29 protein-coding genes are annotated in these 25,688 nt (G+C 67.8%); 15 read left to right on the forward strand and 14 right to left on the reverse strand.

Features of this window, described 5'->3' with window-relative positions; all coding sequences use genetic code 11:
* Positions 1-6 precede the first annotated feature (6 nt).
* The 4 genes from EJO71_RS18245 to EJO71_RS18260 are packed head-to-tail and all read right to left on the reverse strand — an operon-like array spanning position 7 to position 2,660.
* Complete coding sequence (locus EJO71_RS18245; protein WP_125949677.1) at positions 7-483, reverse strand: DUF3237 domain-containing protein; 477 nt, start codon at positions 481-483, stop codon at positions 7-9.
* A complete protein-coding gene (locus EJO71_RS18250; protein ID WP_125949676.1) occupies positions 483-1,457 on the reverse strand; it encodes an aldo/keto reductase in 975 nt (324 codons plus the stop codon). The genes EJO71_RS18245 and EJO71_RS18250 overlap by 1 nt, the downstream gene beginning before the upstream one ends.
* Before the next feature lie 37 nt (positions 1,458-1,494).
* Positions 1,495-2,094 carry a chromate transporter gene (locus tag EJO71_RS18255; protein ID WP_125949675.1) on the reverse strand — a complete coding sequence of 200 codons (600 nt, stop codon included), beginning with the start codon at positions 2,092-2,094 and terminating at the stop codon, positions 1,495-1,497.
* A complete protein-coding gene (locus EJO71_RS18260; RefSeq protein ID WP_125949674.1) occupies positions 2,091-2,660 on the reverse strand; it encodes a chromate transporter in 570 nt (189 codons plus the stop codon). Before EJO71_RS18260 ends, EJO71_RS18255 begins: the two co-directional genes overlap by 4 nt.
* Positions 2,661-2,761: 101 nt before the next feature.
* Here EJO71_RS18260 and EJO71_RS18265 point away from each other — a divergent pair, with 101 nt between their 5' ends.
* Complete coding sequence (locus EJO71_RS18265; RefSeq protein ID WP_125950105.1) at positions 2,762-3,685, forward strand: YihY/virulence factor BrkB family protein; 924 nt, start codon at positions 2,762-2,764, stop codon at positions 3,683-3,685.
* Between the two features lie 15 nt (positions 3,686-3,700).
* On the opposite strand, the gene EJO71_RS18270 is transcribed toward EJO71_RS18265, so the two are convergent.
* Positions 3,701-4,252, reverse strand: coding sequence for a DUF924 family protein (locus tag EJO71_RS18270; RefSeq protein ID WP_125949673.1), 552 nt, complete (start codon positions 4,250-4,252; stop codon positions 3,701-3,703).
* A 136-nt stretch (positions 4,253-4,388) separates the two neighbouring features.
* Between EJO71_RS18270 and EJO71_RS18275 the strand changes: the two genes are divergently transcribed.
* The 4 genes from EJO71_RS18275 (at position 4,389) to EJO71_RS18290 (ending at position 7,814) form a co-directional block, all read left to right on the forward strand.
* Positions 4,389-4,838: a CHRD domain-containing protein gene (locus EJO71_RS18275; RefSeq protein ID WP_093201492.1), complete on the forward strand. Its 450-nt coding sequence runs from the start codon at positions 4,389-4,391 to the stop codon at positions 4,836-4,838.
* 75 nt (positions 4,839-4,913) lie between these two features.
* Positions 4,914-6,122, forward strand: a complete 1,209-nt coding sequence (locus EJO71_RS18280) for a patatin-like phospholipase family protein (RefSeq protein WP_240651413.1) — start codon at positions 4,914-4,916, stop codon at positions 6,120-6,122.
* Positions 6,123-6,220: 98 nt separating this feature from the next.
* Positions 6,221-6,970, forward strand: a complete 750-nt coding sequence (locus tag EJO71_RS18285; protein WP_125949672.1) for an acetoacetate decarboxylase — start codon at positions 6,221-6,223, stop codon at positions 6,968-6,970.
* Between the two features lie 61 nt (positions 6,971-7,031).
* Complete coding sequence (locus EJO71_RS18290; RefSeq protein ID WP_019653083.1) at positions 7,032-7,814, forward strand: 3-hydroxybutyrate dehydrogenase; 783 nt, start codon at positions 7,032-7,034, stop codon at positions 7,812-7,814.
* 106 nt (positions 7,815-7,920) lie between these two features.
* Here the strand turns inward: EJO71_RS18290 and EJO71_RS18295 are convergent, their stop codons facing one another.
* The gene (locus EJO71_RS18295) at positions 7,921-8,871 is read right to left on the reverse strand and encodes a helix-turn-helix domain-containing GNAT family N-acetyltransferase (RefSeq protein ID WP_125949671.1); all 951 of its coding nucleotides are present in this window, start codon (positions 8,869-8,871) and stop codon (positions 7,921-7,923) included.
* 147 nt (positions 8,872-9,018) lie between these two features.
* On the opposite strand from EJO71_RS18295, the gene EJO71_RS18300 reads away from it, so the two are divergent.
* On the forward strand, positions 9,019-11,421 hold the full coding sequence (locus EJO71_RS18300) for a YgiQ family radical SAM protein (RefSeq protein ID WP_125949670.1): 2,403 nt from the start codon (positions 9,019-9,021) through the stop codon (positions 11,419-11,421).
* A 30-nt stretch (positions 11,422-11,451) separates the two neighbouring features.
* Here EJO71_RS18300 and EJO71_RS18305 read toward each other — a convergent pair whose 3' ends face one another.
* Positions 11,452-11,832 (reverse strand): tautomerase family protein, encoded by a 381-nt coding sequence (locus tag EJO71_RS18305; RefSeq protein ID WP_125949669.1) that lies wholly within the window; start codon positions 11,830-11,832, stop codon positions 11,452-11,454.
* A gap of 234 nt (positions 11,833-12,066) precedes the next feature.
* Between EJO71_RS18305 and EJO71_RS18310 the strand changes: the two genes are divergently transcribed.
* Entirely contained in the window at positions 12,067-12,984 is a 918-nt protein-coding gene (locus EJO71_RS18310) for a DMT family transporter (protein WP_125949668.1), read from the forward strand.
* 38 nt (positions 12,985-13,022) lie between these two features.
* A complete protein-coding gene (locus EJO71_RS18315) occupies positions 13,023-13,931 on the forward strand; it encodes a hypothetical protein (RefSeq protein WP_125949667.1) in 909 nt (302 codons plus the stop codon).
* Between the two features lie 10 nt (positions 13,932-13,941).
* Here EJO71_RS18315 and EJO71_RS18320 read toward each other — a convergent pair whose 3' ends face one another.
* Positions 13,942-14,823 (reverse strand): CoA transferase, encoded by an 882-nt coding sequence (locus EJO71_RS18320; protein ID WP_125949666.1) that lies wholly within the window; start codon positions 14,821-14,823, stop codon positions 13,942-13,944.
* Positions 14,824-14,984: 161 nt separating this feature from the next.
* Here EJO71_RS18320 and EJO71_RS18325 point away from each other — a divergent pair, with 161 nt between their 5' ends.
* Entirely contained in the window at positions 14,985-15,887 is a 903-nt protein-coding gene (locus tag EJO71_RS18325) for an SDR family oxidoreductase (protein ID WP_125949665.1), read from the forward strand.
* Positions 15,888-15,903: 16 nt separating this feature from the next.
* On the opposite strand, the gene EJO71_RS18330 is transcribed toward EJO71_RS18325, so the two are convergent.
* A complete protein-coding gene (locus EJO71_RS18330) occupies positions 15,904-16,362 on the reverse strand; it encodes an Lrp/AsnC family transcriptional regulator (protein ID WP_125949664.1) in 459 nt (152 codons plus the stop codon).
* 132 nt (positions 16,363-16,494) lie between these two features.
* Here EJO71_RS18330 and EJO71_RS18335 point away from each other — a divergent pair, with 132 nt between their 5' ends.
* Entirely contained in the window at positions 16,495-17,103 is a 609-nt protein-coding gene (locus tag EJO71_RS18335; RefSeq protein ID WP_125949663.1) for a glutathione S-transferase, read from the forward strand.
* A 9-nt stretch (positions 17,104-17,112) separates the two neighbouring features.
* On the opposite strand, the gene EJO71_RS18340 is transcribed toward EJO71_RS18335, so the two are convergent.
* Together EJO71_RS18340 and EJO71_RS18345 are read right to left on the reverse strand one after the other, a co-directional pair.
* Entirely contained in the window at positions 17,113-17,511 is a 399-nt protein-coding gene (locus EJO71_RS18340) for a DUF488 family protein (RefSeq protein WP_125949662.1), read from the reverse strand.
* A gap of 33 nt (positions 17,512-17,544) precedes the next feature.
* Entirely contained in the window at positions 17,545-19,419 is a 1,875-nt protein-coding gene (locus tag EJO71_RS18345) for a PhoX family phosphatase (protein ID WP_125949661.1), read from the reverse strand.
* Between the two features lie 92 nt (positions 19,420-19,511).
* On the opposite strand from EJO71_RS18345, the gene EJO71_RS18350 reads away from it, so the two are divergent.
* Positions 19,512-20,342: a crotonase/enoyl-CoA hydratase family protein gene (locus tag EJO71_RS18350; protein WP_125949660.1), complete on the forward strand. Its 831-nt coding sequence runs from the start codon at positions 19,512-19,514 to the stop codon at positions 20,340-20,342.
* 383 nt (positions 20,343-20,725) lie between these two features.
* Positions 20,726-21,040 carry a hypothetical protein gene (locus tag EJO71_RS18355; RefSeq protein ID WP_093201457.1) on the forward strand — a complete coding sequence of 105 codons (315 nt, stop codon included), beginning with the start codon at positions 20,726-20,728 and terminating at the stop codon, positions 21,038-21,040.
* 123 nt (positions 21,041-21,163) lie between these two features.
* On the opposite strand, the gene EJO71_RS18360 is transcribed toward EJO71_RS18355, so the two are convergent.
* The 3 genes from EJO71_RS18360 to EJO71_RS18370 form a co-directional block, all read right to left on the reverse strand.
* Entirely contained in the window at positions 21,164-22,417 is a 1,254-nt protein-coding gene (locus tag EJO71_RS18360; RefSeq protein WP_125949659.1) for an acyl-CoA dehydrogenase family protein, read from the reverse strand.
* 118 nt (positions 22,418-22,535) lie between these two features.
* Positions 22,536-23,693 carry a DSD1 family PLP-dependent enzyme gene (locus tag EJO71_RS18365; protein WP_125949658.1) on the reverse strand — a complete coding sequence of 386 codons (1,158 nt, stop codon included), beginning with the start codon at positions 23,691-23,693 and terminating at the stop codon, positions 22,536-22,538.
* A 101-nt stretch (positions 23,694-23,794) separates the two neighbouring features.
* Positions 23,795-24,100 carry a hypothetical protein gene (locus tag EJO71_RS18370; RefSeq protein ID WP_125949657.1) on the reverse strand — a complete coding sequence of 102 codons (306 nt, stop codon included), beginning with the start codon at positions 24,098-24,100 and terminating at the stop codon, positions 23,795-23,797.
* A gap of 139 nt (positions 24,101-24,239) precedes the next feature.
* On the opposite strand from EJO71_RS18370, the gene EJO71_RS18375 reads away from it, so the two are divergent.
* From EJO71_RS18375 to EJO71_RS18385, 3 genes are all read left to right on the forward strand, one after another.
* Positions 24,240-24,506 carry a hypothetical protein gene (locus EJO71_RS18375; RefSeq protein WP_125949656.1) on the forward strand — a complete coding sequence of 89 codons (267 nt, stop codon included), beginning with the start codon at positions 24,240-24,242 and terminating at the stop codon, positions 24,504-24,506.
* 185 nt (positions 24,507-24,691) lie between these two features.
* Positions 24,692-24,958: a hypothetical protein gene (locus EJO71_RS18380; protein WP_125949655.1), complete on the forward strand. Its 267-nt coding sequence runs from the start codon at positions 24,692-24,694 to the stop codon at positions 24,956-24,958.
* Positions 24,959-25,058: 100 nt separating this feature from the next.
* A complete protein-coding gene (locus EJO71_RS18385; protein WP_125949654.1) occupies positions 25,059-25,361 on the forward strand; it encodes a hypothetical protein in 303 nt (100 codons plus the stop codon).
* Positions 25,362-25,688 lie beyond the last annotated feature (327 nt).

Raw genomic sequence — 25,688 nt, forward strand, 5'->3', positions numbered from 1 at the left:
AGAAGGTCAGGCCAGCAGATAGAAGCGCATCACCACCTCGGCCGGGTGGCGCATTCCGGCACCGGTGAACATGCGCTCGTTGATCCACTTCAGCGAAGGCGAGGCGGTCTCGAAGCGCGGATGGCAGCGGAAGTACACCTGCGAAGGATCGACCGGCTCGCCGCGCAGCAGCCTGGCCATTGCTTCAGGCGAGGCAGAACGCAGCGCGCTGTTCTGCACGTAGACCAGGTCGCCGGCATCGGTCTCGAGGCTGTAGCGGGCGTCGAGTTCGGAGAGCGTGTCGCTCACGATCAGCTGGAAGTCGCTGCCGCCCGGGAGCACGCGCGCCCGCCAGCCGTGGCCGATGGCCTCGCCGCCCGTGATCGGCACCACGCGGCGCAGGCCGCGCGGGCCGTTGCCCAGCACCTGCGGCACGCCCACTTCGACGCGCAGGTCGACGAAGTGCTCCAGCGTGGGCGCCGCGATGGCGTCGAAGGCGTCCATCAGGCCGCGGGCTTTGCGGTCTCGGCGCTGGCGCGGTCGAGCATCTCGATGGTGCCCGCGTCGAGCTTCAGCTGCGTCGCGACCACGAGTTCATCGAGCTGGCCGATGGAAGTGGCGCTGGCAATGGGCGCCGTCACGCCCGGGCGCGCGATCTGCCACGCGATGGCGACCTGGCCGGGCTTGGCGTTGTACTGCTGGGCCACCTTGTCGAGCGCGTCGAGGATGCGCAGGCCGCGCTCGTTGAGGTACTTCTTCGTGGCGTTGGCGCCGCGCGGGCTCTTGGCGGCATCGGCTTCGGTGCGGTACTTGCCCGTGAGGAAGCCGGCGGCCAGCGCGTAGAAGTTGATCACGCCCACCTCGCGCTTGACGCACAGCGGCTCCAGCGCGTCCTCGAACACTGCGCGGTCGTACAGGTTGTACAGCGGCTGCAGGCTCTCGTAGCGGGCGATGCCCAGGCGCTCCGACACGTCGAGCGCCTCCGCCAGCCGCGGCGCGCTGTAGTTCGAGGCGCCGATGGCGCGCACCTTGCCTTCCTTGATCAGCTTGTCGAAGGCGCCGAGCGACTCTTCGAGCGGCGTGCCGGCGTCGTCGTCGTGCGACTGGTAGAGGTCGATGTAGTCGGTCTGCAGGCGCTTGAGCGAGGCTTCGACGGCCTCGCGGATGTACTTGGGCGCGAGCCCCACCTTGCCTTCGCCCATCGGCTTGCCGACCTTGGTGGCCAGCACCACGCGGTTGCGCTTGCCGCTCTGCTTGAGCCACTTGCCGATGATGGTCTCGGACTCGCCACCCGTGTGGCCCGGCACCCATGCCGAGTACACGTCCGCGGTGTCGATGAAGTTGAAGCCCGCGTCCAGCCACGCATCGAGCAGCTTGAACGAGGCCGTTTCGTCGACGGTCCAGCCGAACACGTTGCCGCCGAAGGCGAGCGGGGAAACCAGGAGGCCGGATCGGCCGAGCGGGCGGAGTTGCGACATGTCGAGTGTTCCTGTTGAAGGGGATGAGGAAGACGGATCAGACGAAGCCCACGGCGCCCAGCACCGCACCGGCGCCGAGCAGCCAGAGCAGGTGGATGCGCGTGCGCCAGACGATGAGCGCGGCCGCGCCGGTCAGCAGCCACAGGTGCCAGGCGGGCGCATCGCCGGCGTGGTTTCCTGCCGCCAGCACCCAGCCGGTGGCGATCAGCAGGCCCACCACCACGGGCGCCATGCCCTGCTTGAAGGCACGCACCTCGCGCCGCGTGCGGTTGCGGTGGCCCCAGCGGGTGGCGAAGTAGGTGAGGGTGGTGCTCGGCAGCATGATGCCCAGCATGGTGACCATCAGCCCGAAGAAGCCGAGCAGCCACGCATGCGGCCCGGCGCCGATGCCCCCGCCCGCGTTGAGCCCGACGTTCCAGCCCATCAGCGCCACGAACAGCACGTTGGGTCCGGGCGCTGCCTGCGCGATGGCGACAGAGGAGCTGAACTGTGCGTCGGTGAGCCAGCCGTGCTGCGCCACGAGGTAGCGGTGCATGTCGGGCACCGTGGTGATGGCGCCGCTGATCGACAGCAGCGACAGAAGCATGTATTGCCCGAAGAGGGCCAGCCAGTCGTGCCATTGCATCGCGATGGTCATGCCGGAATCCTCTTCCACGTCCATACGCACGCCACGCCACCGACCACCAGCAGCACCCAGCCCAACGGTATCTTGAGCACGGTGATGGACACGAAGACCAGCGCCATGAAGGCCAGGCAGGTCGCGAAGCCCAGCGGGTGCTTGCGCAGCTGCGGCACCAGCTTGATGCCCGTGGCGGCGATCAGCCCGCCCGACACCGCCCCCATGCCCCGCAGCGCGGCCGCCACCTGCGGGTTGCCGGCGTAGTGCGCATACAGCACGGCCAGCGCGAGGATCACGACCAGCGGAATGGTCAGCATGCCCGCCACGGCGGCCAGCGCGCCGCGCAGTCCGAAGTAGCGGTCGCCGATCATCAGGGCGAGGTTGATCACGTTGGGCCCCGGCATCACCTGCGCCACGGCCCAGTCCTCGAGGAATTGCTCGGGCGTGAGCCATTTCTTCTTCTCGACCATCTCGCGCTGGACGATGGCGAGCACGCCGCCGAAGCCCTGCAGTGCAAGCCATGTGAACGAGACGAAGAGGTCGCGCGGCGACTGCGGATGAGCTGCGGGGGGAGACGGTTGCATGTCGAGCGATTATCGTAGGCATGCTTTCAACATGCCGGGCACCGCTGCGACAACGCGGTGCCGGGCGGCTTCACGGAGGACATTCCAGCATGGTCACGCAAATGGTCACGCAATTGCGCGCGCTCTTCGATCTCTGTCGCCGGGCCTTCAACTCCTGGTCGAACGACTACGCCCCGAGCATGGGCGCGGCGCTGGCCTACTACACGGTGTTCTCGATCGCGCCGCTGCTGCTGATCGTGATCGCGGTGGCCGGCCTGGTCTTCGGGCAGGAGGCCGCGCGCGGCGAGATCTTCGCGCAGCTCTCGGGCCTGATGGGCGAGCAGGGCGCCGCGGCGGTGCAGGGCATGCTGAAGGCGGTCAACAAGCCGGCCGAGGGCATCGTCGCCACGGTGATCGGCATCGGGCTGCTGGTGGTGGGCGCTACCACCGTCTTCGGCGAGCTGCAGGACGCGCTCGACCGCATCTGGCGTGCGCCGGCCCGCACCAAGAACAAGGGGCTGTTCAACATGCTGCGGGTGCGGCTGCTGTCGTTCAGCATGATCATGGGCATCGGCTTCCTGCTCATGGTGTCGCTGGTGGCGAGCGCCGGGCTCGCGGCGCTGGGCAAGTGGTGGTCGCCGGTGTTCGGCGCCTGGGAGACGACGGCGCAGGCCGTCAACTTCGTCTTCAGTTTCGCGATGGTGACGGCGATCTTCGCGATGATCTACAAGATCATGCCGCGCGCCAGGGTGCAGTGGCGCGACGTGTGGGTGGGCGCGGCGGTGACGGCGCTGCTCTTCACCGTGGGCAAGCACCTGATCGGCCTGTACATCGGCAAGAGCAGCGTGGCCTCGGGCTACGGCGCGGCTGGCTCGCTGGTGGTGGTGCTGGTGTGGGTGTACTACTCGGCGCAGATCTTCCTGCTGGGGGCCGAGTTCACCTGGGTCTATGCGCGCACCTACGGCTCGATGAAGGACACGAAGGGCATCGCCGACCTGAACCCGTCGCCCACGCGCGACCTGCCCCTGCCGCAGAACGACGCCTGAGCCCGAAGCCCGGGCTCAGCCGGCGAAGCCGCCTTCGTCGAGAAACTTCTGCTCCTCCTCCGTGGTGCTTCGCCCGAGCATGCTGTTGCGGTGCGGAAAGCGGCCGAAGCGCGCGACGATGTCCCGGTGCAGCACGGCATAGCGTTGCGTGTTGTCGTCGAGCGCGGCGTTGAGTTCGACGGATCGCTCCTGCTCGGCCAGCACCTCGGAGTGCATGAACGGAAGGTAGAAGAAACGTTGCAGCACGGGCTCGCACTGCCGGTCGAAGCCCGCCTCGATCGCCTGCTTCGCCACGGCCAGCGCCTTGCCGTCGGTGGCCAGCATGTGCGCATTGCCGCGCCAGGTGTTGCGGGGAAACTGGTCGAGCAGCACCAGCAGGGCCAGCGCGCCTTCGGCATCGGATGCCCAATGGTCGAGTTCGCCGCGGGCTGCCGCCTGGTGGGCTTGCGAGAAGCGGAGGGCAAAGTCGGCGTCGAAGGCATCGTTCTTGGCGAACCAGCGGTCGGGGCCGGCTTCGCGCCAGAAATCGACCACGTTGCGGGCGGTGGGGAGGTAGGTGGAAGTCATCGTTGCATTCTCTTTCAGCCTCTTGCCGCCGTTCCGGGCCCTTCGGCAGCCATCAAAGTCGGGGTGGTGGCCGACAAGACAGGCCCTCCGCGCTGCCTATGCTGTGGAGGCTTTCATTACTCAGGAGATCAAGCTCATGACCAAATATGGCACCTTTTTGCGCGCAGCCCTCGTTACCGGGGTGGCCAGTGCCGCACTGGTCGGCTGCGGAATGATGTCGAAGTCGAACGTCGCGAGCTTCAGCGGCGCGATGAACGCAGCCAGCGAAGTCCCGCCCAACATGACGCGCGGCAGCGGCATGGCCGAGGCCTGGCTCGACCGCGACACCAACGTGCTCAAGTACAAGATCACCTACACCGGCCTGAGCGGCCCGGCCACCATGGCGCACTTCCACGGCCCGGCCGCCGCGGGCGCCAATGCCGGCGTGGTGCTGCCTTTCGCCAATCCGGCAAGCCCGATCGAGGGCCAAGCCACGCTCACGCCGGCGCAGGCTGCCGACCTGTCGGCGGGCAAGTGGTACGCCAACATCCACACGGCCGCCAACCCCGGCGGCGAGATCCGCGGGCAGATGTTGCCGAAGATGTGACTTCGTTCCAGGGGCACAGCCCCTGGATAAGTCCCTCGTCAGGTTGGCGTCTCGGGGCTGATGTCAAATGAACGCATGACGACGACACCACCGAAGAAGAAAACCCGTGCCGCCTCCAAGCCCCTCGACCCCTTCGCCTCGCGCCGCGAGGACATGCGCACCGCCCGCAAGGCGCTGGTGCTGCAGGGCGGGGGCGCGCTCGGCGCCTACCAGGCCGGCGTGTATGCGGCGCTCAGCGAAACCGAGCTGCAGCCGCACTGGATCGCGGGCGTTTCCATCGGCGCCATCAATGCCGCGCTGATCGCGGGCAACACTCCTGAAAAGCGTGTCGACCGGCTGCGCGAGTTCTGGCACCTGGTGTCCTCGGGGCCTTCGCAGCGCCTGCCTTCGTGGCTGGGCGACCGGGCCATGCAGAACCAGTACAGCGCCACGATGGCCTCGCTGGTGGGCATCCCGGGCTTCTTCGAGCCGCGCTATTCGCCTGCCTTCCTGATGGGCGGCGCGGCACCGCTGCTGAGCTACTACGACACATCCCCGCTGAAGTCCACGCTGGAGCGCCTCGTCGACTTCGACCGCATCAATGCCTGCGAGGCCCGCTTCAGCGTGGGTGCGGTCAATGTGCGCACCGGCAACTCGGTGTACTTCGACAACACGCGCCAGCTCATCGGGCCCGAGCACATCATGGCCAGCGGCGCGCTGCCGCCGGGCTTCGCGCCCGTGAGCATCGACGGCGACGACTACTGGGACGGCGGCATCGTGTCGAACACGCCGCTGCAGTACGTGCTCGACACGCATCCGCGCGCCGAGCCGCTGGTGGTTCTGCAGGTCGACCTGTTCAATGCGCGCGGCGAGATGCCGCACAACATGGCCGGCGTGATGGAGCGACAGAAAGACATCACCTACTCGAGCCGCACGCGCATGAATACCGATGCGATGGCGGCCAACATGAACCTGCAGCAGGCGATTGCAGACCTGATCTCCAAGCTGCCGGCCAACCTGCGCAAGGACCCGAGCGTGCTTGCGGTGCAGTCGGAACTCACGCACGAGCCCATCGACATCTTCCATTTGATCTACCGCGACAAGCCCTACGAGCTGGAGTCGAAGGACTACGAGTTCTCGCGCGCAGCGGTCGAAGAGCACTGGGAGGCGGGCGCGCGCGACATGCGCGTGACGCTGGCCCACCCCGAAACCCTGCGTGCCGACGCAACCGTCAATGGCGTGACCACCTTCGACCTCGGCGAGCACGGCTCGGGGCGCGTCAAGCGGCCTGGCCTTTCGCGATGAATCGCCGGGGCGATCGGCGGCGATTCAGCCCCAGCTAAGAAACCAGCGCCAGACTGGGCCGTCACTTCACCGCTTCAACAGGAGGAAATGTTTTCATCATGAACATTGAAGACGTGCGACGAACGGCATTCGCGATGCCGCTGACCAGCCCCGCCTTTCCGCCCGGCCCGTACCGCTTCGTGCGGCGCGAATTCCTCATCCTCACGTACCGCACCGACATGGACGCGCTGCGCGCCGTGGTGCCCGAGCCGCTCGAAGTGGTCGAGCCGCTGGTCAAGTACGAGTTCATCCGCATGCCCGATTCGACCGGCTTCGGCGACTACACCGAGTCGGGCCAGGTCATTCCGGTGCAGCTGCGCACTGACAAGGGCGTGGAGAAGGGCTCGTACGTGCATGCCATGTACCTGAACGACCATCCGCCCATTGCCGGCGGCCGCGAGCTCTGGGGCTTTCCGAAGAAGCTCGCCTCCCCGGTGCTCGACTACGAGACCGACGTGGTGGTCGGCACGCTCGACTACGGCAAGGTGCGCGTGGCCAAGGCCACCATGGGCTTCAAGCATCGCGCGCTCGACCCCGCGCCCATCCTCGCGGGCATTGCGCAGCCGAACTTCCTGCTCAAGATCATTCCGCATGTCGACGGCACGGCGCGCATCTGCGAGCTGGTGCGCTATCACATGGTCGACGTGACGCTGCACGGTGCGTGGGGCGGGCCCGGTTCGCTCGAACTGCATCCGCACGCGCTGGCGCCGGTGGCCGACCTGCCGGTGCGCAAGTTCGAATCGGCGGTGCACTACATCGCGGACATGACGCTCGCGCTCGGTACCGTCGAGCAGGACTATCTCGCCTGATTCTTGCTGGCGGCTTTTTCCGCCGTCAGCCTTCCAACCCCAACCCTCAAGGAACATCACCATGCAACTCAAGGACAAGGTCGCCTACATCACCGGCTCGGCCAGCGGCATCGGCAAGGAAATCGCCATCCTGTTCGCGCAGGAAGGCGCGAAGATCATCATCGCCGACCTCAACAAGGAAGCTGCAGACGCTACCGCCGCGGAGCTCAAGGCCACGGGCGCACAGGCCATCGGCGTGGGCGTCGACGTGACGAACGAAGACCAGGTCAACGCCTCGGTGGAAGAGGGCGCGGCTGCCTTCGGCGGCATCGACATCCTCATCAGCAATGCCGGCATCCAGATCGTGCACCCGGTGGAAGAGTTCAGCTTTGCCGACTGGAAGAAGATGCTCGCCATTCACCTCGACGGCGCCTTCCTCACCACCAAGGCCTGCCTGAAGCACATGTACGCGCAAGGCCGTGGCGGCAGCGTGATCTACATGGGTTCCGTGCACTCCAAGGAAGCCTCGCTGCTGAAGGCACCCTACGTGACCGCCAAGCACGGCCTCATCGGCCTGGCCAAGACGGTCGCGAAGGAAGGCGCGAAGCACGGCGTGCGCGCCAACGTGATCTGCCCGGGCTTCGTGCGCACGCCGCTGGTCGAGAAGCAGATTCCCGAGCAGGCGAAGACGCTGGGCATCACCGAGCAGGAGGTCATCAAGAACGTGATGCTGAAGGAGACGGTCGACGGCGAGTTCACGACCACCGAAGACGTGGCGCGTGTGGCGCTGCTGTTCGCAGGCTTCCCCACCAATGCGCTCACCGGCCAGTCGCTCGTGGTGAGCCACGGCTGGTTCATGCAATAGCTGTTGCTCGCCCCCAGGCTGCGCGCACTTCGTGTCGCTACGCCAATCCCCTGCCCGGGGGCAACACCTGCGGCCCGGCAAAGCCGGTTCCGCGGTGTTCCTGGCACTACAGTTTCAATTCCCAGGTCTCGCCCACGAGCGGCGTGCCGTAGCCCTCGTGCGGCTCGGAGCCAGTGAGCTGGAAGCCGCGGCTGGCGTAGATGCCGCGCGCGGCCAGCAGGCAGCTGTTGGTCCAAAGCACCATCTTCTTGTAGCCCTTGAGGCGCGCGAAGGCGATGCATTCGTCCACCAGCTTGCCGCCCAGGCCCAGTCCGCGCGCGGCGGGCGTGAGGATCAGCAGGCGCAGTTGCGCCACCGTGGCCGACTTGCGCACCACGAAGATCGAGCCCACCCGCTCGCCGTTGAGTTCGGCGACCCAGCAGCGCTCCCACTCGGGCTGGAACTTGAGCAGGAACTCGCCCGCGATGCCGGCCACCAGCGCTTCGAAGGTGCTGTTCCAGCCGTATTCGCGCGCGTAGATCTCGCCGTGCTGCTGCACCACCCAGCCGATGTCGCCGGGTGCCGGGTCGCGCAGGACGGCGGCCTGGGTCTTCGCAGGCATCGATTCGGGCTCGAGCAGCGACTGCACCGTGCCCATGGCCCGCACCAGCTGCTGGCGCTGCGGCGGCGCGAGCGAAGCAAGCAGGGCGGTGGCCTCTTCGCGCGATTTCTGTTGCAGCGGCGCAAAAGCGGCGTGGCCGGCCTCGGTCAGGCGCAGCACGCTCTGGCGGGCATCGCGCGGATGGGGTTCGCGCGTAAGCCAGCCCTCGTTTTCGAAGCGGCGCAGGATGCGGCTCAGGTAGCCCGCGTCCAGGCCGAGGTCCCGGCCGATCTCGCTGGCCACAGCCACCTCGCGGTGCGCCAGCTCGTAGAGCACGCGCACGTCGGTCAGCGACATGGCGCTGCCGAGATACGGGTCGAGGGCACCGATACGGCGGGTATAGAAGCGGTTGAACTGGCGGATCGCCTTGACGGCGGCAGGGTCGACGGAGGGGAAAACTGCTGACATGGTTGCCATTGTCATTCAGATGTTTGACTTTGGCAATCAATTGAATGAGAAAGGAAGGCCCGGCGCGGGATGCCACTTAGCGACAGACATGATGGAAAACCCTAAAATCGAGGGTTGCCCACAACGGCGCTTCCACGGCGCTGTCAACTCCCACCGATGAACGCCCCCGTCGACGTCTCCTTTTTCGCTCGCGCCGCCAAGCCGCTGACCAGCTACCGCAAGTACTGGGCGGCCCGTTTCGGCACGGCCAAGTTCCTGCCGACCTCGCGCAAGGAAATGGAAGCGCTCGGCTGGGACAGCTGCGACATCATCGTGGTCACGGGCGATGCCTACGTCGACCACCCCAGCTTCGGCATGTCGGTCATCGGCCGCATGCTGGAGGCGCAGGGCTTCCGCGTGGGCATCATCGCCCAGCCCGACTGGCAGAGCGCCGAGCCCTTCAAGGCGCTGGGCAAGCCGAACCTGTTCTTCGGCGTGACCGCCGGCAACATGGATTCGATGATCAACCGCTACACGGCCGACCGGAAGATCCGCAGCGACGACGCCTACACCCCCGGCGACGTCGGCGGCTCACGCCCCGACCGCGCGGCCATCGTGTATTCGCAGCGCTGCAAGGAAGCCTGGAACGACGTGCCGATCATCCTCGGCGGCATCGAAGGCTCGCTGCGCCGCATCGCTCATTACGACTACTGGTCGGACAAGGTCCGCCGCTCCATCGTGGTCGACTCGAAGTGCGACCTGCTGCTGTACGGCAACGCCGAGCGCGCCATCGTCGAGATCGCGCACCGCCTCGCCGCGAAGGAGCCGGTGCAGCAGATCACCGACGTGCGCGGCACCGCCTTCGTGCGGCGCGAGACGCCGGAGGGCTGGTTCGAGATCAACTCCACCAGCGTCGACGAACCCGGCCGCGTCGAGGCGCACGTCAACCCCTACCTGATGGTGTCCGACCAGGCCAAGGCCAACGGCGCCACCTGCGCGAAGGAAGATGAGGCCGAAGCCGTCGCCAAGGCTGCGGAAGCCGCCGGGTCGGCCGCGGGCTCGGTGGTCAACCCGGCCATCAAGCCGCTGAACTTCGTACCCAACCCGGCGTTGCAGGGCAAGGGCAAGACCAAGGTTCCACCGCGCGACCGCTCGGTGATCCGCCTGCCGGCCTACGAGCAGGTGCGCAGCGACCCGGTGCTCTATGCGCACGCCAACCGCGTGCTGCACCTGGAAACCAACCCCGGCAACGCCCGTGCGCTGGTGCAGGCGCACGGCGAGGGCACCACGGCGCGCGACGTGTGGATCAACCCGCCGCCCATCCCGCTCACCACGGCCGAGATGGACCACGTGTTCGACCTGCCGTACGCGCGCAGCCCGCATCCGCGCTACGCCGACGAGAACGGCAGCCACGACGGCGCGACCAAGATCCCGGCTTGGGAAATGATCCGCTTCAGCGTGAACATCATGCGCGGCTGTTTCGGCGGCTGCACCTTCTGCTCGATCACCGAGCACGAGGGCCGCATCATCCAGAGCCGCTCGGAAGATTCGATCATCAAGGAGGTCGAGGCCATCCGCGATTCGGTGAAGGGCTTCACCGGCACCATCTCCGACCTCGGCGGCCCCACGGCCAACATGTACCGCATCGGCTGCAAGTCGCCCGAGATCGAGGCCGCCTGCCGCAAGCCCAGCTGCGTTTACCCGGGCATCTGCCAGAACCTCAGCACCAGCCACGACCCGCTCATCAAGATCTATCGCCGGGCGCGCGCGTTGAAGGGCATCAAGAAGATCCTCATCGGCTCCGGCCTGCGCTACGACCTCGCCGTGCAGTCGCCCGAGTACGTGAAGGAACTGGTGCAGCACCACGTCGGCGGCTATCTCAAGATCGCGCCCGAGCACACCGAGCAGGGCCCGCTCACGAAGATGATGAAGCCCGGCATCGGCAGCTACGACAAGTTCAAGCAGATGTTCGAGAAGTACTCGGCCGAAGCGGGCAAGAAGCAGTACCTCATTCCGTACTTCATCGCCGCGCACCCGGGCACCAGCGACGAGGACATGATGAACCTCGCGATCTGGCTCAAGAAGAACGGCTTCCGCGCCGACCAGGTGCAAACGTTCTATCCGAGCCCGATGGCCACGGCCACGACGATGTACCACACCAACAAGAACCCGCTGCGCAAGATCACGCGCGAGAGCGAGACGGTGGACATCGTGCGCGGCGACAAGCGCCGCCGCCTGCACAAGGCCTTCCTGCGCTATCACGACGCCAACAACTGGCCGCTGCTGCGCGAGGCGCTGAAGTCGATGGGCCGTGCCGACCTGATCGGCAACGGCAAGCATCACCTCATCCCGACGTGGCAGCCGCTGACCGACGGCGGCTACACCAGCGCGCGGCGCAAGAACTCGACGGCCGTGCCGGCCGCCAGCAAGACGGCGCCTGTGAAGCTCGCGCCGGTGAAGCCCTCGAAGGGCCGCATCCTCACGCAGCACACCGGCCTGCCGCCGCGCGACAACGGCTCGGGCACCGCATCGCGCAAGGCTGCCGGCCCGGTGCGCGGCAGCATCCGCAAGCCGCGCTGACGCGGGTTGAGTCGCCAGCGGCGCCTGCCGCTAGGCGTACTGCATCTCCCCATTGCCGAAGGACCAGTTCTCCTTCGACACCTCGACGAGGTTGATGAACACGTCCTCGCGCCGGATGCCCAGCTGGCTGTGCAGGTCGTCGGCTACGCGTTTGTAGAAGGCCTTCTTCTTCTCCGTCGTCCGTCCGTGATTCAGCGTGATCTGGATCAGCACGAAGCCCGGCGAGTAGGCAACGCCGAGGTAGCTCGCCGGATGCACCAGGTTCTTCGCCTCGTGCCGTGCGATGACCTGGAACTTGTCGTCTTCCGGCACGTTGATGGTGTCCCGCATGGCCTGGTAGACGAGATCCCCAATGGCCGGGCCCAAGGTCTCGGGGCTGTCGCTGGAAAGATCGATCCGTACGAGTGGCATCTGCGCTTCCTCGAAAAAAGAGTGGAAGCCTAAGATACGCCACATGGCCCTGTACCGTTCTCCTCCTCCCCCGACCCGCAGCTGACGCGCGCTTCCAGCGCCGCGCTCAGGCCCGCAAGTGGTCGCCGCCGTTCGTGCCCCAGGGCCGGCCGGTGGCTCGGATGGTCACGCCTGCCTTCTGTTGCCGATCCCCGATCGATCGGCCGTGGCGGGCGTCATGGAGAACTTTCAACAATGAACGCAAGAACGTCTGCCGCCCTGGCCTGGGGCGGCGTGCTGCTGGCCGGCGCCCTGTGGGGCGGCGGGGCGCTGGTGGCGCAATTCCTGATCGATGGCGGCGTCGCGCCGCGGAGCCTGTCGCTGGCGCGCTTCGCGCTCGGGCTGCCGCTGCTGTGGTGGCTGCATTGGCGGGCGCCCGTTGTGCCCGGCACCGGCTGGGCTGACCTTGCCGGCCGCGAGCGCTTCCAGATGCTGGCCACGGGCGCCGCCATGGCGCTCAACGTGAGCTGCTGGTTCGCCGGCATCGCATACCTGGGCGCGGCGCTGCCGACGGTGATCTCGATCTGCTGCGCGCCGGTGATCGTGGCGCTGGTGTCGGTGCTGCGCGGCTACGAGCGCTTCGGTGCGAGGCTGCTCGCGGGCCTGCTGCTTGCGTTGGCGGGCGTGCTGCTGCTGGTGATGCCTGCCGGAGGATGGGGCCCGCTCGCGCCGGGGCACGCGCTTGGCCTTGCCTGGTCCTTCGGTTCGGCCTTCTGCTATGCGATGGTGGTGCTGGGCAACGCGCGCATGCCGGCGCGGGTGCCCGCCGTCACGGCTTCGGCCTGGGGCATGACGGTCGCGGCGCTGTGCATGCTTGCCGTCGCATGGCCCGGCGGCATCACCTGGCCGGTCGGTGGCGCGCAGTGGCTGGGCGTGGGCTACACGGGCGTAGTGACCACATCGGTGGCCTACCTTGCCTTTGCCTGGGGTGCGCGGCGCCTGTCGCCGACGGCCGCGGTGGTCGGCACCCTGATCGAGCCGCTGGTGGCCGCCTTGCTGGCCGCCGCGCTGCTCTCGCAGCCGATGGCACCGCGCCAGTGGGCGGGAGCCTTGCTGCTGGCCGGCGCCATGCTGCTGTTGGTGCGGCGCAGCAAGCCTTTGCAGTCCGACTGAAGGCGAGGGCGGGGCAGTCCGTTGTATGGTGTGGCCCCATGAGCAGTTCGCCCCACTCGCCGGCTTCATGGACACGCACTCTGGCCGCGGTGCTGCTGCTCGCGGTTTCCCCGGTGCAGCAATCGCTCGCGGCCGCGCCGGAAAACGCTTCCGCCCAGGCGCTGCGCGCCACCCACCAGCGCCTGAGCGACAAGCTCGAGCGCAGCAGTTTCGGGCGCCCCGTGCAGCTCGACTCCATGGAAACCGCGGACGGCCTGCAGGGCGACGTCTACGCAGTGGTCGAGCATCCGCTCGCGGACATCGGCTCAGCGCTCAAAGGGTCGGCCCACTGGTGCGACGTGCTGACCTTGCACATCAACAACCGGCGCTGCCGCACGGCCAGCGGGCCGCAGGGGCGCGAGATGCTGACGCTCTATGTGGTGCGCCGCTACGACAAGCCGATCGACCAGGCCTTCGAGCTGCCCTTCGTCTACAAGGTGTCCAGCGCCACGCCCGAGCACCTGCTGGTCGAACTGTCGGCCGAGACCGGCCCGCTGGGCACCAGCAACTACCGCGTCACGCTGGAGGCCGTGGCGCTCGACGAGCGCAAGAGCTTCCTGCACTTCAGCTACAGCTACGACCACAACACCGTGGTTCGGCTCGGCACCATGGCCTACCTGGCGACCTTCGGCAGCGACAAGGTGGGCTTCACCGTGACCGGCAAGACGCCGGAAGGCCAGCCCGACTACATCCGCGGCCTGCGCGGGCTGGTGGAGCGCAACGCGATGCGCTACTTCCTGACGCTGGACGCCTACCTCTCGGCACCGGGGGCGGACCAGGCAGAGCGCCGCCAGCGCCGCTGGTTCGCGGCGGCCGAACAGTACCCGCGCCAGTTGCACGAGATCGATCTCGACACCTACCTGGCGCTCAAGCGCGAAGACCGGCAGCGCGACGGGCCCGGTCGCTGAGGCCGCCGAGTCAGTCGGCCAGCGTGAGCAGCGGCACGTCGCGCTCGCGGGCCATGGCTTCGAGCTCGGCGCGTGTGCGCGTCGCGATCCATGCGGCCAGCTGTCCGCGCGTGGCTGGCGCCAGCATGTCGCGCGAAGCGATCTGCGCCGCCTCGCAGAGCCGGGCCGCGAAATGCGGCTCCAGCGCGGCCACGGCCACGCGGCCGTCGGCGCAGGGGTAGACGCGGTAGCCGGCATGCGCGCCGCCGACCGCGCCCGAAGGCTGCGTCAGGCCCCAGGTGCGGGGCAGGGCGAGCCAGTCGGCCGAGGCGTTCAGCGCCACTTCCAGGTACACGCCGCCCGGCTTGCGGGAGCGCAGCAGCATGGTCTTCAGCACCGCCTCGCTCGCGAGCAGGGCGCCGCCCATGTCGGCGTAGAGCGTGGGCGGGAGCTCGGTGCCGGTGACGAGGCCGCTTTCGGCGAGGTAGGTCAGGTCGTGGCCCGGCTCCTCGGCGCGTTCGCCCGGCGCGCCGACGATGGCGACCTGCGACAGCGACGGATGGCGCGCCTGCAGCGCAGGCCAGTCGAGACCGAGCTTGCGCAGCGCGGAGGGGCGGAACGAGGTCAGCAGCACGTCGGTGCGCGCGAGTTCGGCATGCAGCTGCTGCTGGCCCGCGTCGGTCTTCAGGTCGGCCGTCTCGATGGCGATGCCTTCATGCAGCGCCGCGTAAGCGGGCTTGTTGTAGAGCGCCATCGGGTCGCCGCCCGGCGGCTCCAGCTTCAGGCAGGTGGCACCCATGCCGCGGCAGCGCAGCAGCGCGGCGGGGCCGGGCAGGTTCAATGCGAGGCTGAGGACGCGAACGCCTTCGAGCGGGGCGGTGTGGTCGGCGGCTGGGCTGGCGGTACTCGGCATCGGTCCTGGTCTCCGGGGAATTCGTTTCGCGCATTCTCGCCCGTGCCCCGAAGCCACTTCCCGCAAGCCGCCGCGCCGGTGCGCGCGTAGCATGGGCGAGTGGCGGCGCTGTCTTGCTTCCTTCTTCCCTGCCGCCGCTCCATCGACCAAGGAGACGAAACATGTTTGAAGCTTCCCTCATGAACGGCCAACGCATCCTCGTGACCGGCGGCGGCACCGGCCTTGGCCGCGCGATGGCCGAGCGCTTCCTGAGCCTCGGCGCCGACGTGGCCATCTGCGGCCGGCGCCAGTCGGTCTGCGAGGAGACGGCGGCCGAATGGCGGCAGCAGTTTCCAGGCCGGCGCATCGACACCTTCGGCGTCGACATCCGCATCGCGCAGCAGGTCGACGAGATGGTCGAGAGCCTGTTCCAGAGCGGCGGCCTCACGGGGCTGGTCAACAACGCGGCGGGCAATTTCGTCTCGCCCACGGAGGCTCTCTCGCCGCGCGCCTTCGACGCCATCGCCAACATCGTGTTCCACGGCAGCTTCTACGTGACGCAGGCCGTGGGCAAGCGCTGGGTGGCGCAGGCGAAATCCGGCGAGTGGAAACAGGGCGACGCCTTCCGCAGCGTGATGAGCATCATCGTCACCTGGGTCGACAACGGCAGCCCCTACGTCGTGCCCTCGGCCATGAGCAAGGCCGGCATCGAGGTCATGACCAAGTCGCTTGCGGTCGAATGGGCGCGCCACGGCATCCGCCTCAATGCGGTCGGCCCCGGCGAGATCCCGACAGAGGGCATGAGCAAGCGCCTGAACCCCGGCGAGGAGCCCGGCGCGCGCAGCAAGCAGAACAACCCGATGGCGCGCACCGGCCGCATGAGCGAGCTGCAGAACCTCGCTTCCTTCCTGATGGCGCCCGGCCAGTGCGACTGGCTCACGGGCCAGAGCATCATGATGGACGGCGGCAACGCGCTGGCCACCGGCGGCAACTTCTACGAGCTGCGCCAGTGGAGCGACGCCGACTGGCTGGCCGCGCGCGAGCGCATCGAGGCGCAGAACCAGAAGGACAAGGCGCAGCGCTGAGCGGCGGCCCGCTCGGTCATTTCTTCGGCGGCTTGGCCGCGCGCACGGTGACGTGCTTGTTCACCGGGCTCGACAGCACCAGCGATGTGGTCACCGAGCCGTCGACCGCCAGCGCGTCCACCACGCGCTCCAGGTCGGCCGGTTCGGCGATCGCGCAGCGCACGAAGAAGCAGTCCTCGCCGGTCACGCGGTCGGCGCTCAGCACCTCGGGCATGGCCTCGAACAGCTTCAGGTACCTGGCAATGCCTGCGTGCGTGGTGTCGACGCGGATGATGGCCTGCAGGCCAACGCCCAGCGCGCGCAGGTTGACGCGCGCACCGTAGCCCTCGATCACGCCCGCCTCTTCGAGCTTGCGCACGCGCTCGCTCATGGCCGGCTGCGAGAGGCCGATGCGCTTGCCGATGGCGGCCAGGCTCTGGCGCGCATCGGTCTGCAGCGCTTCGAGGATCAGGCGGTCTTTCTTGTCGATGGTCATGTGAAGTCCGGAGGGCGGGCAGGCACGGGGCCGCCGATGATCGATCGGTTCGGGCCCGCGATTTTCGATGGATTGCCATTCAGCATGCGCCGTGCCGCCGGTATCGTGAGCCTCCCTTCTTCAGGAGAAACAATGCAACTCGTCGGCATGCTCGACTCGCCCTACGTGCGGCGCACCGCCATTTCGCTGCGCCTGCTCGGCCTTTCCTTCGAGCATCGCTCGATCTCCGTCTTCAGCACCTTCGAGCAGTTCGGCGCCATCAACCCGGTGGTGAAGGCGCCCACGCTGGTCTGCGACGACGGCTCGGTGCTGATGGATTCGACGCTGATCGTCGATTACGCGGAGGCCCTGAGCGGACGCAGCCTGATGCCGGCCGACCTGGCGCAGAGGCTGCGCACGCTGCGCCTTACGGGGCTCGCGCTGGCGGCCTGCGAGAAGACCGTGCAGATCGTCTACGAGCGCAAGCTGCGCCCGGCCGAGAAGCTGCACCAGCCGTGGATGGACCGCGTGCAGAGCCAGCTCTGCGCCGCGTATTCGGCGCTCGAGCGCGAGATGGTGGAGGCACCGTTGTCCGCGAAGGAAAGGACGATGACGCAAGCGGGCGTCTCGGTGGCCGTGGCCTGGGCCTTCACGCAGCTGGTGACGCCCGATGCCGTCTCTGCAGCCGAGTTTCCGGCGCTCGCCGCGTATTCGGCGCAGGCCGAGAACCTGCCCGTGTTCCTCGGCGCGCCGATGGTCTGAACAAGCCCGTCAGTCGACGATCTTCGCGCCGCGCTCGGCCAGCAGGCTGCGCAGCACGGAGCGATGGCACTTCGATTCCTCCTCGCAGTAGCAGCCGACCGACAGGGATGCACCATGCGACAGCGCGGCCAGCAGGTCGAGGCTGCGGCTCGCATCGGGTTCGGCCATTTCCGCCTTGAACTTGCGCACGAAGGCGTTCCACTGCGCGGGCGATTCCTCCTTCTGGGCTTCCTGAGCCTGTTTCATCGTCTCGACGGAGGGCGCCAGGTTCGGGTACCACACGTCGTACCAGTCCTGCGAGGCGAACTCGGTCTTCGGAACGCCGCGCGGCGGACGGCGCACGGTACCGACGCGCAAGCCTTCGTCGGGGGCGCGTGGAGTGCCGAGGCGGACGATGCGGATGCTCATGATGGTTTTCCCTTTTTTCTCTGCCTGTTTGTCTCAGGTGCCGACGATACCGCCATCGCGCCGGCGTATCGCCAGCGTCGCCGAGCGCGGCCGCGCGCTGCCCGGCTCGGCGCCGTCGGGCCAGGCGCTGTTGTGCTTCGTGTCGCCGTCGTCGCGCGCCTCGCCCGGATGCTGGATGTTGACGAACAGCGTGCGCCGGTCGGGCGTGACCACGCAGCCGGTGATCTCGCAGCCGTTGGGTCCGGTCAGGAAGCGCTTGATGCGGCCCGAGGCCGGGTCGGCGCACAGCATCTGGTTGTTGCCCAGCGAGGTGTAGGGAGCCTTGCCGAGCACCTGGCCGCTGAGGTCGGTCTGTATCCAGAGCAGGCCGCCCTTGTCGAAGTGCAGGCCGTCGGGGGCGCCAAACATGTCGGCATCGCCCGAGGGATAGCGTGCGCCGCTGCCGGGTTGCGCCGGATCACCCGCGAGCGCGAAGTGGTCCCAGGAGAAGCCGGGGGAAGCGGCGTCGCCGCCGTCCTCGCGCCAGCGCAGGATGCCGCCGAAGAGATTGTTGGTGCGCGGATTGGCCGCGTCGGGGCCGGGCTTGCCGGCGTCGCCGCGCTGGCTGTTATTGGTGAGCGTGACGTAGACCTCGCCGCTTTGCGGGTGGATGGCGATCCACTCGGGGCGATCCATCTTCGTGGCGCCGACGATGTCGCCCGCCAGTCGTGCGTGGATCAGCACCTCGGCCTGGTCGGCGAAGCCGTGCGCCGCATCGAGGCCGTCGCGGCCGTGCGTGAGTTCGAGCCACTTTCCCCGGCCGCCGGTGTCGTAGCGCGCGGCGTGGAGGGTGCCTTCGTCGAGCAGGTGGCGGTTGGCGGCGCGCGCGGCCGCATCGGTGCCGGGGCGCACCTTGTCGCGGCTGACGAACTTGTAGATGTACTCGAAGCGCGAGTCGTCGCCCATGTAGACCACCAGGCGGCCGTCCTTCGCGATGGTGCAGGTGGCGCTTTCCTGCCGCTTGCGGCCCAGCGCGGTGCGCTTGACGGGCGTGGCCGTCGGGTCGAAGGGGTCGATCTCGACCACCCAGCCGAAGCGGTGCGGCTCGTTCGGGTGCCGGCTCAGGTCGAAGCGCTCCTCGAAGCGCCAGTACTCGACCCACTGCGATCCGGCCACCGTACCGTAGCGGCGCTGCGCCGGCGTGGCATTGCGGGCCGCTTCCTTCGGGCCGCCGAAGTAGCCGTGGAAGTTCTCCTCGCAGGTGAGGTAGGTGCCCCACGGCGTGACGCCCATCGCGCAGTTGGCGAAGGTGCCGAACACCGCGTCACCCGCCGGATTGGCCGCGGTGCGCATCAGCGGCGTGCCGGCGGCGGGGCCGGCGATGCGCATCGCAGTGTTGCCGTGCACGCGGCGCGCAAAAGGCGAGGGCTGCACCTGCTGCCAGCCCTGGCCGCTGCGCCGGACCTCGATCACCGAGACGCCCATGGCGTGCAGCGACTTGCGCACCTTCTCGGCGGTCCATTCCTTGACGCCATCGGTGTGCAGCAGCTGCTCGTCGGTGTATTCGTGGTTCATCACCAGCAGGCCGCGGTCGCCGCTCGCGTCGAGCGCGAAGAAGTGCATGCCGTCGTGATGCATGCCGGCCTGCACAGCCTGGTCTTCGGCGCTGTTGCGGGCATCTGGCGCGAAGGGTGGCATGCGGCCCGTGACGCCGGTGGGCGTGCCCCAGGGGTAGAGCAGCTGCCACTCGTACTCGGGCGGCACGACGATGCCGTCGCGCAGGGAGGCCGGTACGCCCGTGAAGCCCAGCACGCTGCCGGGAAGCGCGGTCGAGGATGGCGAAGGCACCGCGCAGCCCTGGCCGAACAGCGCCACCACGGCGGCGGCCGAACCAGATTGAAGAAGAAAGCTGCGGCGGTCCAGGGTCATGGCGAGTGGGGTGTTGTGTAGGCGACAGCCGCCATCATCGCCTGAGGCCGCACCCGGCGATACTGGCGCGGCAACCGCCCAGGAGACATCGAATGACCGACCGCATCGAATGGACCCGCCACGCCGACGGCGTGGTGGAACTGCAGCTCGCCCGCGCCGACAAGATGAACGCGCTCGACCCGGCGATGTTCGATGCGCTGATCGAGGCCGGCGAGGCGCTGCGCGGCGACAAGGCGGCGCGCGCCGTGGTGATCTCGGGGCGCGGCAAGGCTTTCTGCGCGGGGCTCGACATGGCTTCTTTCGAGCGCATGCAGCAGCAGGACGCGGGTGCCGGCGTGCTGGGCGAGGGGGCGGCCGGTGCCGACCTGGTGATACGCACCCACGGCATCTCCAACGCGGCGCAGCAGGTGGCGATGGTCTGGCGCGAGGTGCCGGTGCCGGTCATCGCCGCGGTGCACGGCGTGGCCTTCGGCGGCGGGCTTCAGGTGGCGCTGGGTGCGGACATCCGCATCGTCGCGCCCGACACGAAGCTCTCGGTGATGGAGATCAAGTGGGGCCTCGTGCCCGACATGGCCGGCATGGTGCTGATGCGCGAGCTCGCGCGCAGCGACGTGGTGCGCGAGCTCACCTTCACGGGCCGCATCTTCTCGGGCGAGGAAGCCCTGCGCATCGGCTTCGCCACCCGCGTCGCGGCCGACCCGTTGGCCGAGGCCTTGCAGATGGCGCACGAGATCGCGCTCAAGAGCCCCGACGCGATCCGCGCCGGCAAGCGACTGCTGAACGCCTCTCTTTCGCTGGGCGCGGCGGAGCTGCTGATGGCCGAGTCGGTCGAGCAGAAGGCCCTGATCGGCAGCCCGAACCAGACCGAGGCCGTGAAGGCCAACATCGAGCGGCGTGCGCCGCGTTTCAGCGCGCCAGCCTGATTCCTGCCGGAAGGCCGGCCGAGGTGCCGGCCCCGCGCCATTTGTCGCTGCCGGGTGAACGGGCGGCCGGGTAATTCCCCTGTCTGCCGGCGCCGTTCTTCGCGCACCCTCGCATCCCCATCCCTCCGCAGGCGTGGTTACGCCTGTGTCTGTCGTTCGGCCGGCCCTTCAATCCGGGCCAAAACAGCCGAAAACATCAGAAATTCCATTCGGTGTATCTTTATGTAAGAATAAAGTGGTTGTTTTGACGCGAGAATCGATGAGGATGGAGGCAATTTGTGTGCAGAAGGTCACGTCTCTTCCTCTGATAGCTCCATCGGAGGATGGCTCCAGACAGCGCACTCATTAACAATTGATAGCTTTGCTAGCGACGGCGATCCTGCATGTCGACGACCACGTTTTTCTGTAACCTCAGCGTGCCCATCCTGGTGGGCGAGGATCGCTACAAGTACATCCCCATCGTGGGAGTCTTCCGCAGCATTCCATTCGATCAAGTCGATGAATGGGTGATGCACCCCGACGGCCGGCCGCGCAGCGACCGCGAACTGGCGGCCGAAGTTCTTGTCGAGATCCGCAAGCCACTCGGCTCGAGTGGACGCACCGCGCCGCACGCCTTCGACGTGGCGGACATCCTGCAGCTCGACCGGGCCGCGGCGATCGTCGTGTCCACTTTCCTGGCGGCGCTTCCGCGCGTCTGACGACGCGGCCCCGGCTGCTCCTGTCCTTCAGTCGCACCTGAAGAGCACGCCGGCGCCCGGTGTGTTCGGTGCGTCGGCCTGCTCCAGAAACCGGATCGGGTTTCCGTCCTTGCGGCCGGGACTTCAGGCGCTTCCCACCGCCCAATAGAAAGTCGGCCTCGATCCGTTCAGCAGGTAGTCGCCCACCACGCGACCCTTGTAGATGGTCGGGTTGTGCGACGCGAGCGTGCGCGCATTGCGCCAGTGCCGGTCGAGTCGCCGGTCTTCCTGCAGGGCCGAGGCGCCGCCGACGTCGAAGAGCCGCGCGCCCGCCTGCAGCACCGCGTCGATGATGCCGGCCTGTGCCTTGGCTGTGTTCAGCTCCACTTCGAACAGCAGGCTCTCGGGCACCGCTTCGCCGCGCTGGCGGAAGCGGTCGACCTCGCCCAGGCCGCGCGCCACGGCCTGTACCGTCGAGGCCGCCACGAAAGCCGTGCTCGCGAGCTGGCCGACGACCTGCTGCACCAGCGGATCCTCGCGCGGCGTGTCGCCGCTGCCGTGGCTGTAGATGCGCTTGCGCGGCTGCACGAAGGCCACGGCGTCGCGCACGATGGCGCGCGCGATGCCCGCCAGCGTGGCGAGGTGCGTGAGCTGGAAGTGCGCAGTCAGCGGCGTGGGTTGATCGCGCACGTACAGCAGCACGTTCTCGGGTTTCACGCGCACATTGCGAAAGCGCGTGGTGCCCGAGGCGCTCAGCCGCTGGCCGAAACCGCGCCAGTCGTCCACGCGCTCCACGCCCTGCGCCTCGGCCGGCACGAGCGCGATCACGCGGTCGCTGCTGCCGTCGTCGTTCAGGCGTTGGGCCGAGACGGAGATCCAGTCGGCGTACAGCGTGCCGGTGCTGTAGAACTTGTCGCCGTCGAGCCGCCAGGTGTCGCCGTCGCGCTTCAGCGTGGTCTGCAGCGCCCCGAGCGGGCCCTCGCCGAGCTCGGTGGTGGCGTTGCCGAAGATCACGCCCTCGGCCGCCAGGCGCATCCACGGCCCGTGCAGGGCAGGGTCGATCTCGGCGAACAGCCGTTCGATGAAGCCGAAGTGCGCGCGCAGGATCTGCGGCAGGTTGGAGTCGGCCTCGCCGAGTTCTATGAGCAGGTCGTAGAGCTGCTCCACCGAGCCGCCCAGGCCGCCGTGTTCGAGCGGCACGCGCAGTGCGCCGAAGCGTTCGGCGTTGAGCCAGGCCACGGGCTCGTAGGCGAGTTCGCGTTGGTTCTCGCGCTGCGCCGCACCTTCGGCGATGCGCTGGAAGATCGGGCGGAAGCGGGCTGCAAGCTGCTGCGAGGAGGGCGCTTGCACGCCGGGCGCCGGCGATGCGGGCCGCGTCGTTGCTTGGATGGATTCCATGGAGGCGGGGCGGCCCCGGAAGGGCGCCCGGAAAGAAAGGGACAGGCTTCCGACTGTCCCCCGCCGCGCGGCGCTTGTGAAATACGCTTTTCGCGTTTTCTTATGACGACCTTTTCTGCTATCGCCTGCCGCGCGCGTCCACCGGCCAGATGGCGACCAGTGTGCCGCCCTCGACCACGTGGTAGGCGTCATGCAGGTTGACCGTCGGGTCGCAGTGCGGAGTGACGAATTCCACCCGGGCTCCCAGCGTCGGCTTAGGCGCCTGCGAGGCCAGGGCAGGCATCAGCTTGCCGTGCTCGTCGCCGAAGAAGGCGTAGCGGCTGGCGGCATCGGCGCCTTTGGCCACCAGTGGCACCCCGCTGTCGGTCGAGAAGCACTTGGTGCCGCCGTCCACCGTCACCCAGTCGGCCGCATTCGTGCTGACCACCGCCGTCTGCACGAACAGCGAGGTTTCGAAGGGCGAGGGCTGGTCGCCGTTGGCCAGCACGCGCGCATATTCGGCGTCCATGAACACGTACGAGCCCGCCTGCAGTTCGGTGAAGGCGTTTTCCTGCGAATCGAGATCGTGCGTGCCGGTGCCTGCGCCCGTCACGATGTCGAAGTTCAGGCCCTGCCGCCTTGCGGCCGCCACGATGCCCGCCACGGTTTCGCGCAGGCCGGCCGCCGCCGCGCTGCGCTCGTCGCGCGCCACGATGTGCTGCAGGTTGCCCGCATACGACTGCAGCCCGCGCAGCCGCAGGCGCGGCTCGGCGGCCACCAGCGCGGCCAGCTCGAGCACCTTCGCCTGCGTGGCGCAGCCGGTTCTGTTGTAGCCGGCGCCGTAGTCCACCAGCACGTCGAGCGGGTGCGTGAGTTCGCTCGCCGCGCGCGCCAGGTCGGCCAGGTTCTGCGGGTTGTCCACCACCACCATCACGTCGCCCGGACGCGCCCGCTGCGCCAGCTTGATGAGCCTTGCGATCTTGCTCGGCGTGACCGCGGGCGAGGTGATGAGCACGCCCGGAATGCCGCCCTGGACCATCACCTCCGCCTCGCCCATCGTGACGCAGCTCACGCCGATGGCGCCGGCCGCCACCTGGCGTCGCGCGATCTCGACCGATTTGTGCGTCTTCACGTGCGGTCGCAGGTTCACGCCGCGCGCCTTCGCGAAGGCGGCCATGCGTTCGATGTTGCGCGTCATCGCGGGCAGGTCGATCAGCAGGGCGGGAGTGTCGAGCAGATGGCGGCCGCCGGGAACGCCGATCAGCGGCGCGTTGACTTGCTGCAGGTCTTGGGGCATCGGGGAAAAGCCTTTGTGTTGGAGGTATCGGAGCGCGACGCGCCCGGCGTTTCGGGGCGAGATGATCGCACCGAAACGCGATCCCGCTCTCCGGGGAGACGCTAGGCCGGGTGCGAAGGCCCGGAGCGTCGGCGCCCGCGCAACGCCAGCCACCACAGCAACGCGGCGTTGACCAACCAGCTCGCGGCCAGCATCAGCAGCGCCACGTTGGCCACGCCGGGCGACAGGCCGAGCGTCAGCAGGCTCAGCGACCACGGCAGCCCGCCCGCGATGGCGACGAGCAGGCTCACGTCGCTGTCGGGCGCGATGGCGCAGCTCAGGATGCAGACGACGCCCGCGACCGTGTAGATCAGCGCGGCGACGCGCCATCCGATGCGCGAGGGCGGACGTGAATTTGCGATGGGCATGCACCGAGCATCGCCGATCCGGCATCAAGCCGTGTAGGCCTGTTGCGCGAAGGGCAAAGCGTTCGGCAAGCTGGGGCGGAAGCCGAACGTTCACGGTTACTTCTTGGGCCTGTCATTTGGGCGCGCCACCATCCGCGCCATGGCTGGTCAACTTATCTCCATTGCCCTGACCGTCGACCAACACGACGCAGGCGACTATTTCTGGGTGCTGCTGGAATCCTTCGACAACTCGATGGAGTTCGAGCCGCTGATGGAGGCGGCCACCGGATTCGCCACCTATGCCGAAGCCCTGCAGGCGGGCTACGTCGTGCTGAAGGGACTCTCCGAAGACCTGAACGTCGGGCCGCGCGAGGAGGTCGACGAGGTGGTCATCGCGGAAGAAAGCGCCCTCGGCAACGCTGGCTGAGCAGCGGCGACGCACCTGTACCTGCCTGCCGGAATGTCCGGCGGCTGTCAGCGGGGATCGGCCCTGGCTGACACGCATCCCATGGGACTTTGACGAAATTGCGACGAGCGGTCGTCGATGTTGCGCGGGCCCCGACAGGCCCTTGCAACACCCTCGACAGGTCGACAACAAGTCAGGGAGTTCGCATGGTGGAGTATTTCCGGGTAGGTCTTCCGTACATCCGAATCCGTTTCAGGGTACCCGCGCGGCGCGGCGGCAGGGTCGAGCTCGGGGGAAGGTTCGGAATCATCACTGGCGCAAGCGGCGAGCATGTGCTGGTCCGCTTCGATGGCGAACCGAGGCCTTCCATCGTTCATCCGGTCGAGCTCAACTATGTGGAGGCGGGGGAGGCCACGGAGCACGGATCGTTGCCGACGGTGTCAGAAGAAGCCAGGAAGCCGCCGCCCGAATAGGGCAGGGGCAAACGTGACCGCGGTGACGGGGCCGAGGTCATGCCGGCCTTGATTGGCGCGGGCTATGCTGGCGCCTGTTTTTTGATTCGGCCGAGATGATATGAAGAAATCCAATCCAACCAGGAAGACCGTTGCCAGTACGTACGACATCAAGAAGCAGTGGCACTGGGGTCGCGGCATGCGGGAGCTTCGCATCGCCGATTTCCTGAAGGAGGGTCGGTTGCTGGTTCCTGGCGAGTACACGGGGGAGGGGCCTGCCACCGACGATGGCACCGGTGCGCTCCGGACTGTTGGCGGCATCCAGGTCGGCGCCGCGAACTACGAGACGGGATTGATGTGGGTGGGCCGGAAACTGCGGGAAGGAGACCTGCCGGAGAAGCCCGGAGGGCCGTCTACACCTTGAGGGCTTGAGGGTAAATCCCCGCGATTTTTGTCTTCGGCGGGTCTATCTTGAATTTGTGACCAACTGCTGGAGACGATCATGTTGATGGTTACAAAAGTGGTGGCGGTCAGCATGACTGCCCTTGTCATGGGTGGCACTCCGTCGCCTGGCAGCGACCCTGCCGATCTCTCCCTCTCCACGTCGCAGGTTGCGGCTGCACAGCCGACCCCAGGCCTGGCATGCCCGAGCGGGTGCAACGTCTGGCGGATGATCCACGACCGTCGCTGAACCGGCAGTGCCGACCAGCTGCAGACTGGTTAACAATAACGGCCAAAGACTGTATATTCG

The organism is Variovorax sp. 679 (assembly GCF_003952185.1).
GTDB lineage: Bacteria > Pseudomonadota > Gammaproteobacteria > Burkholderiales > Burkholderiaceae_C > Variovorax.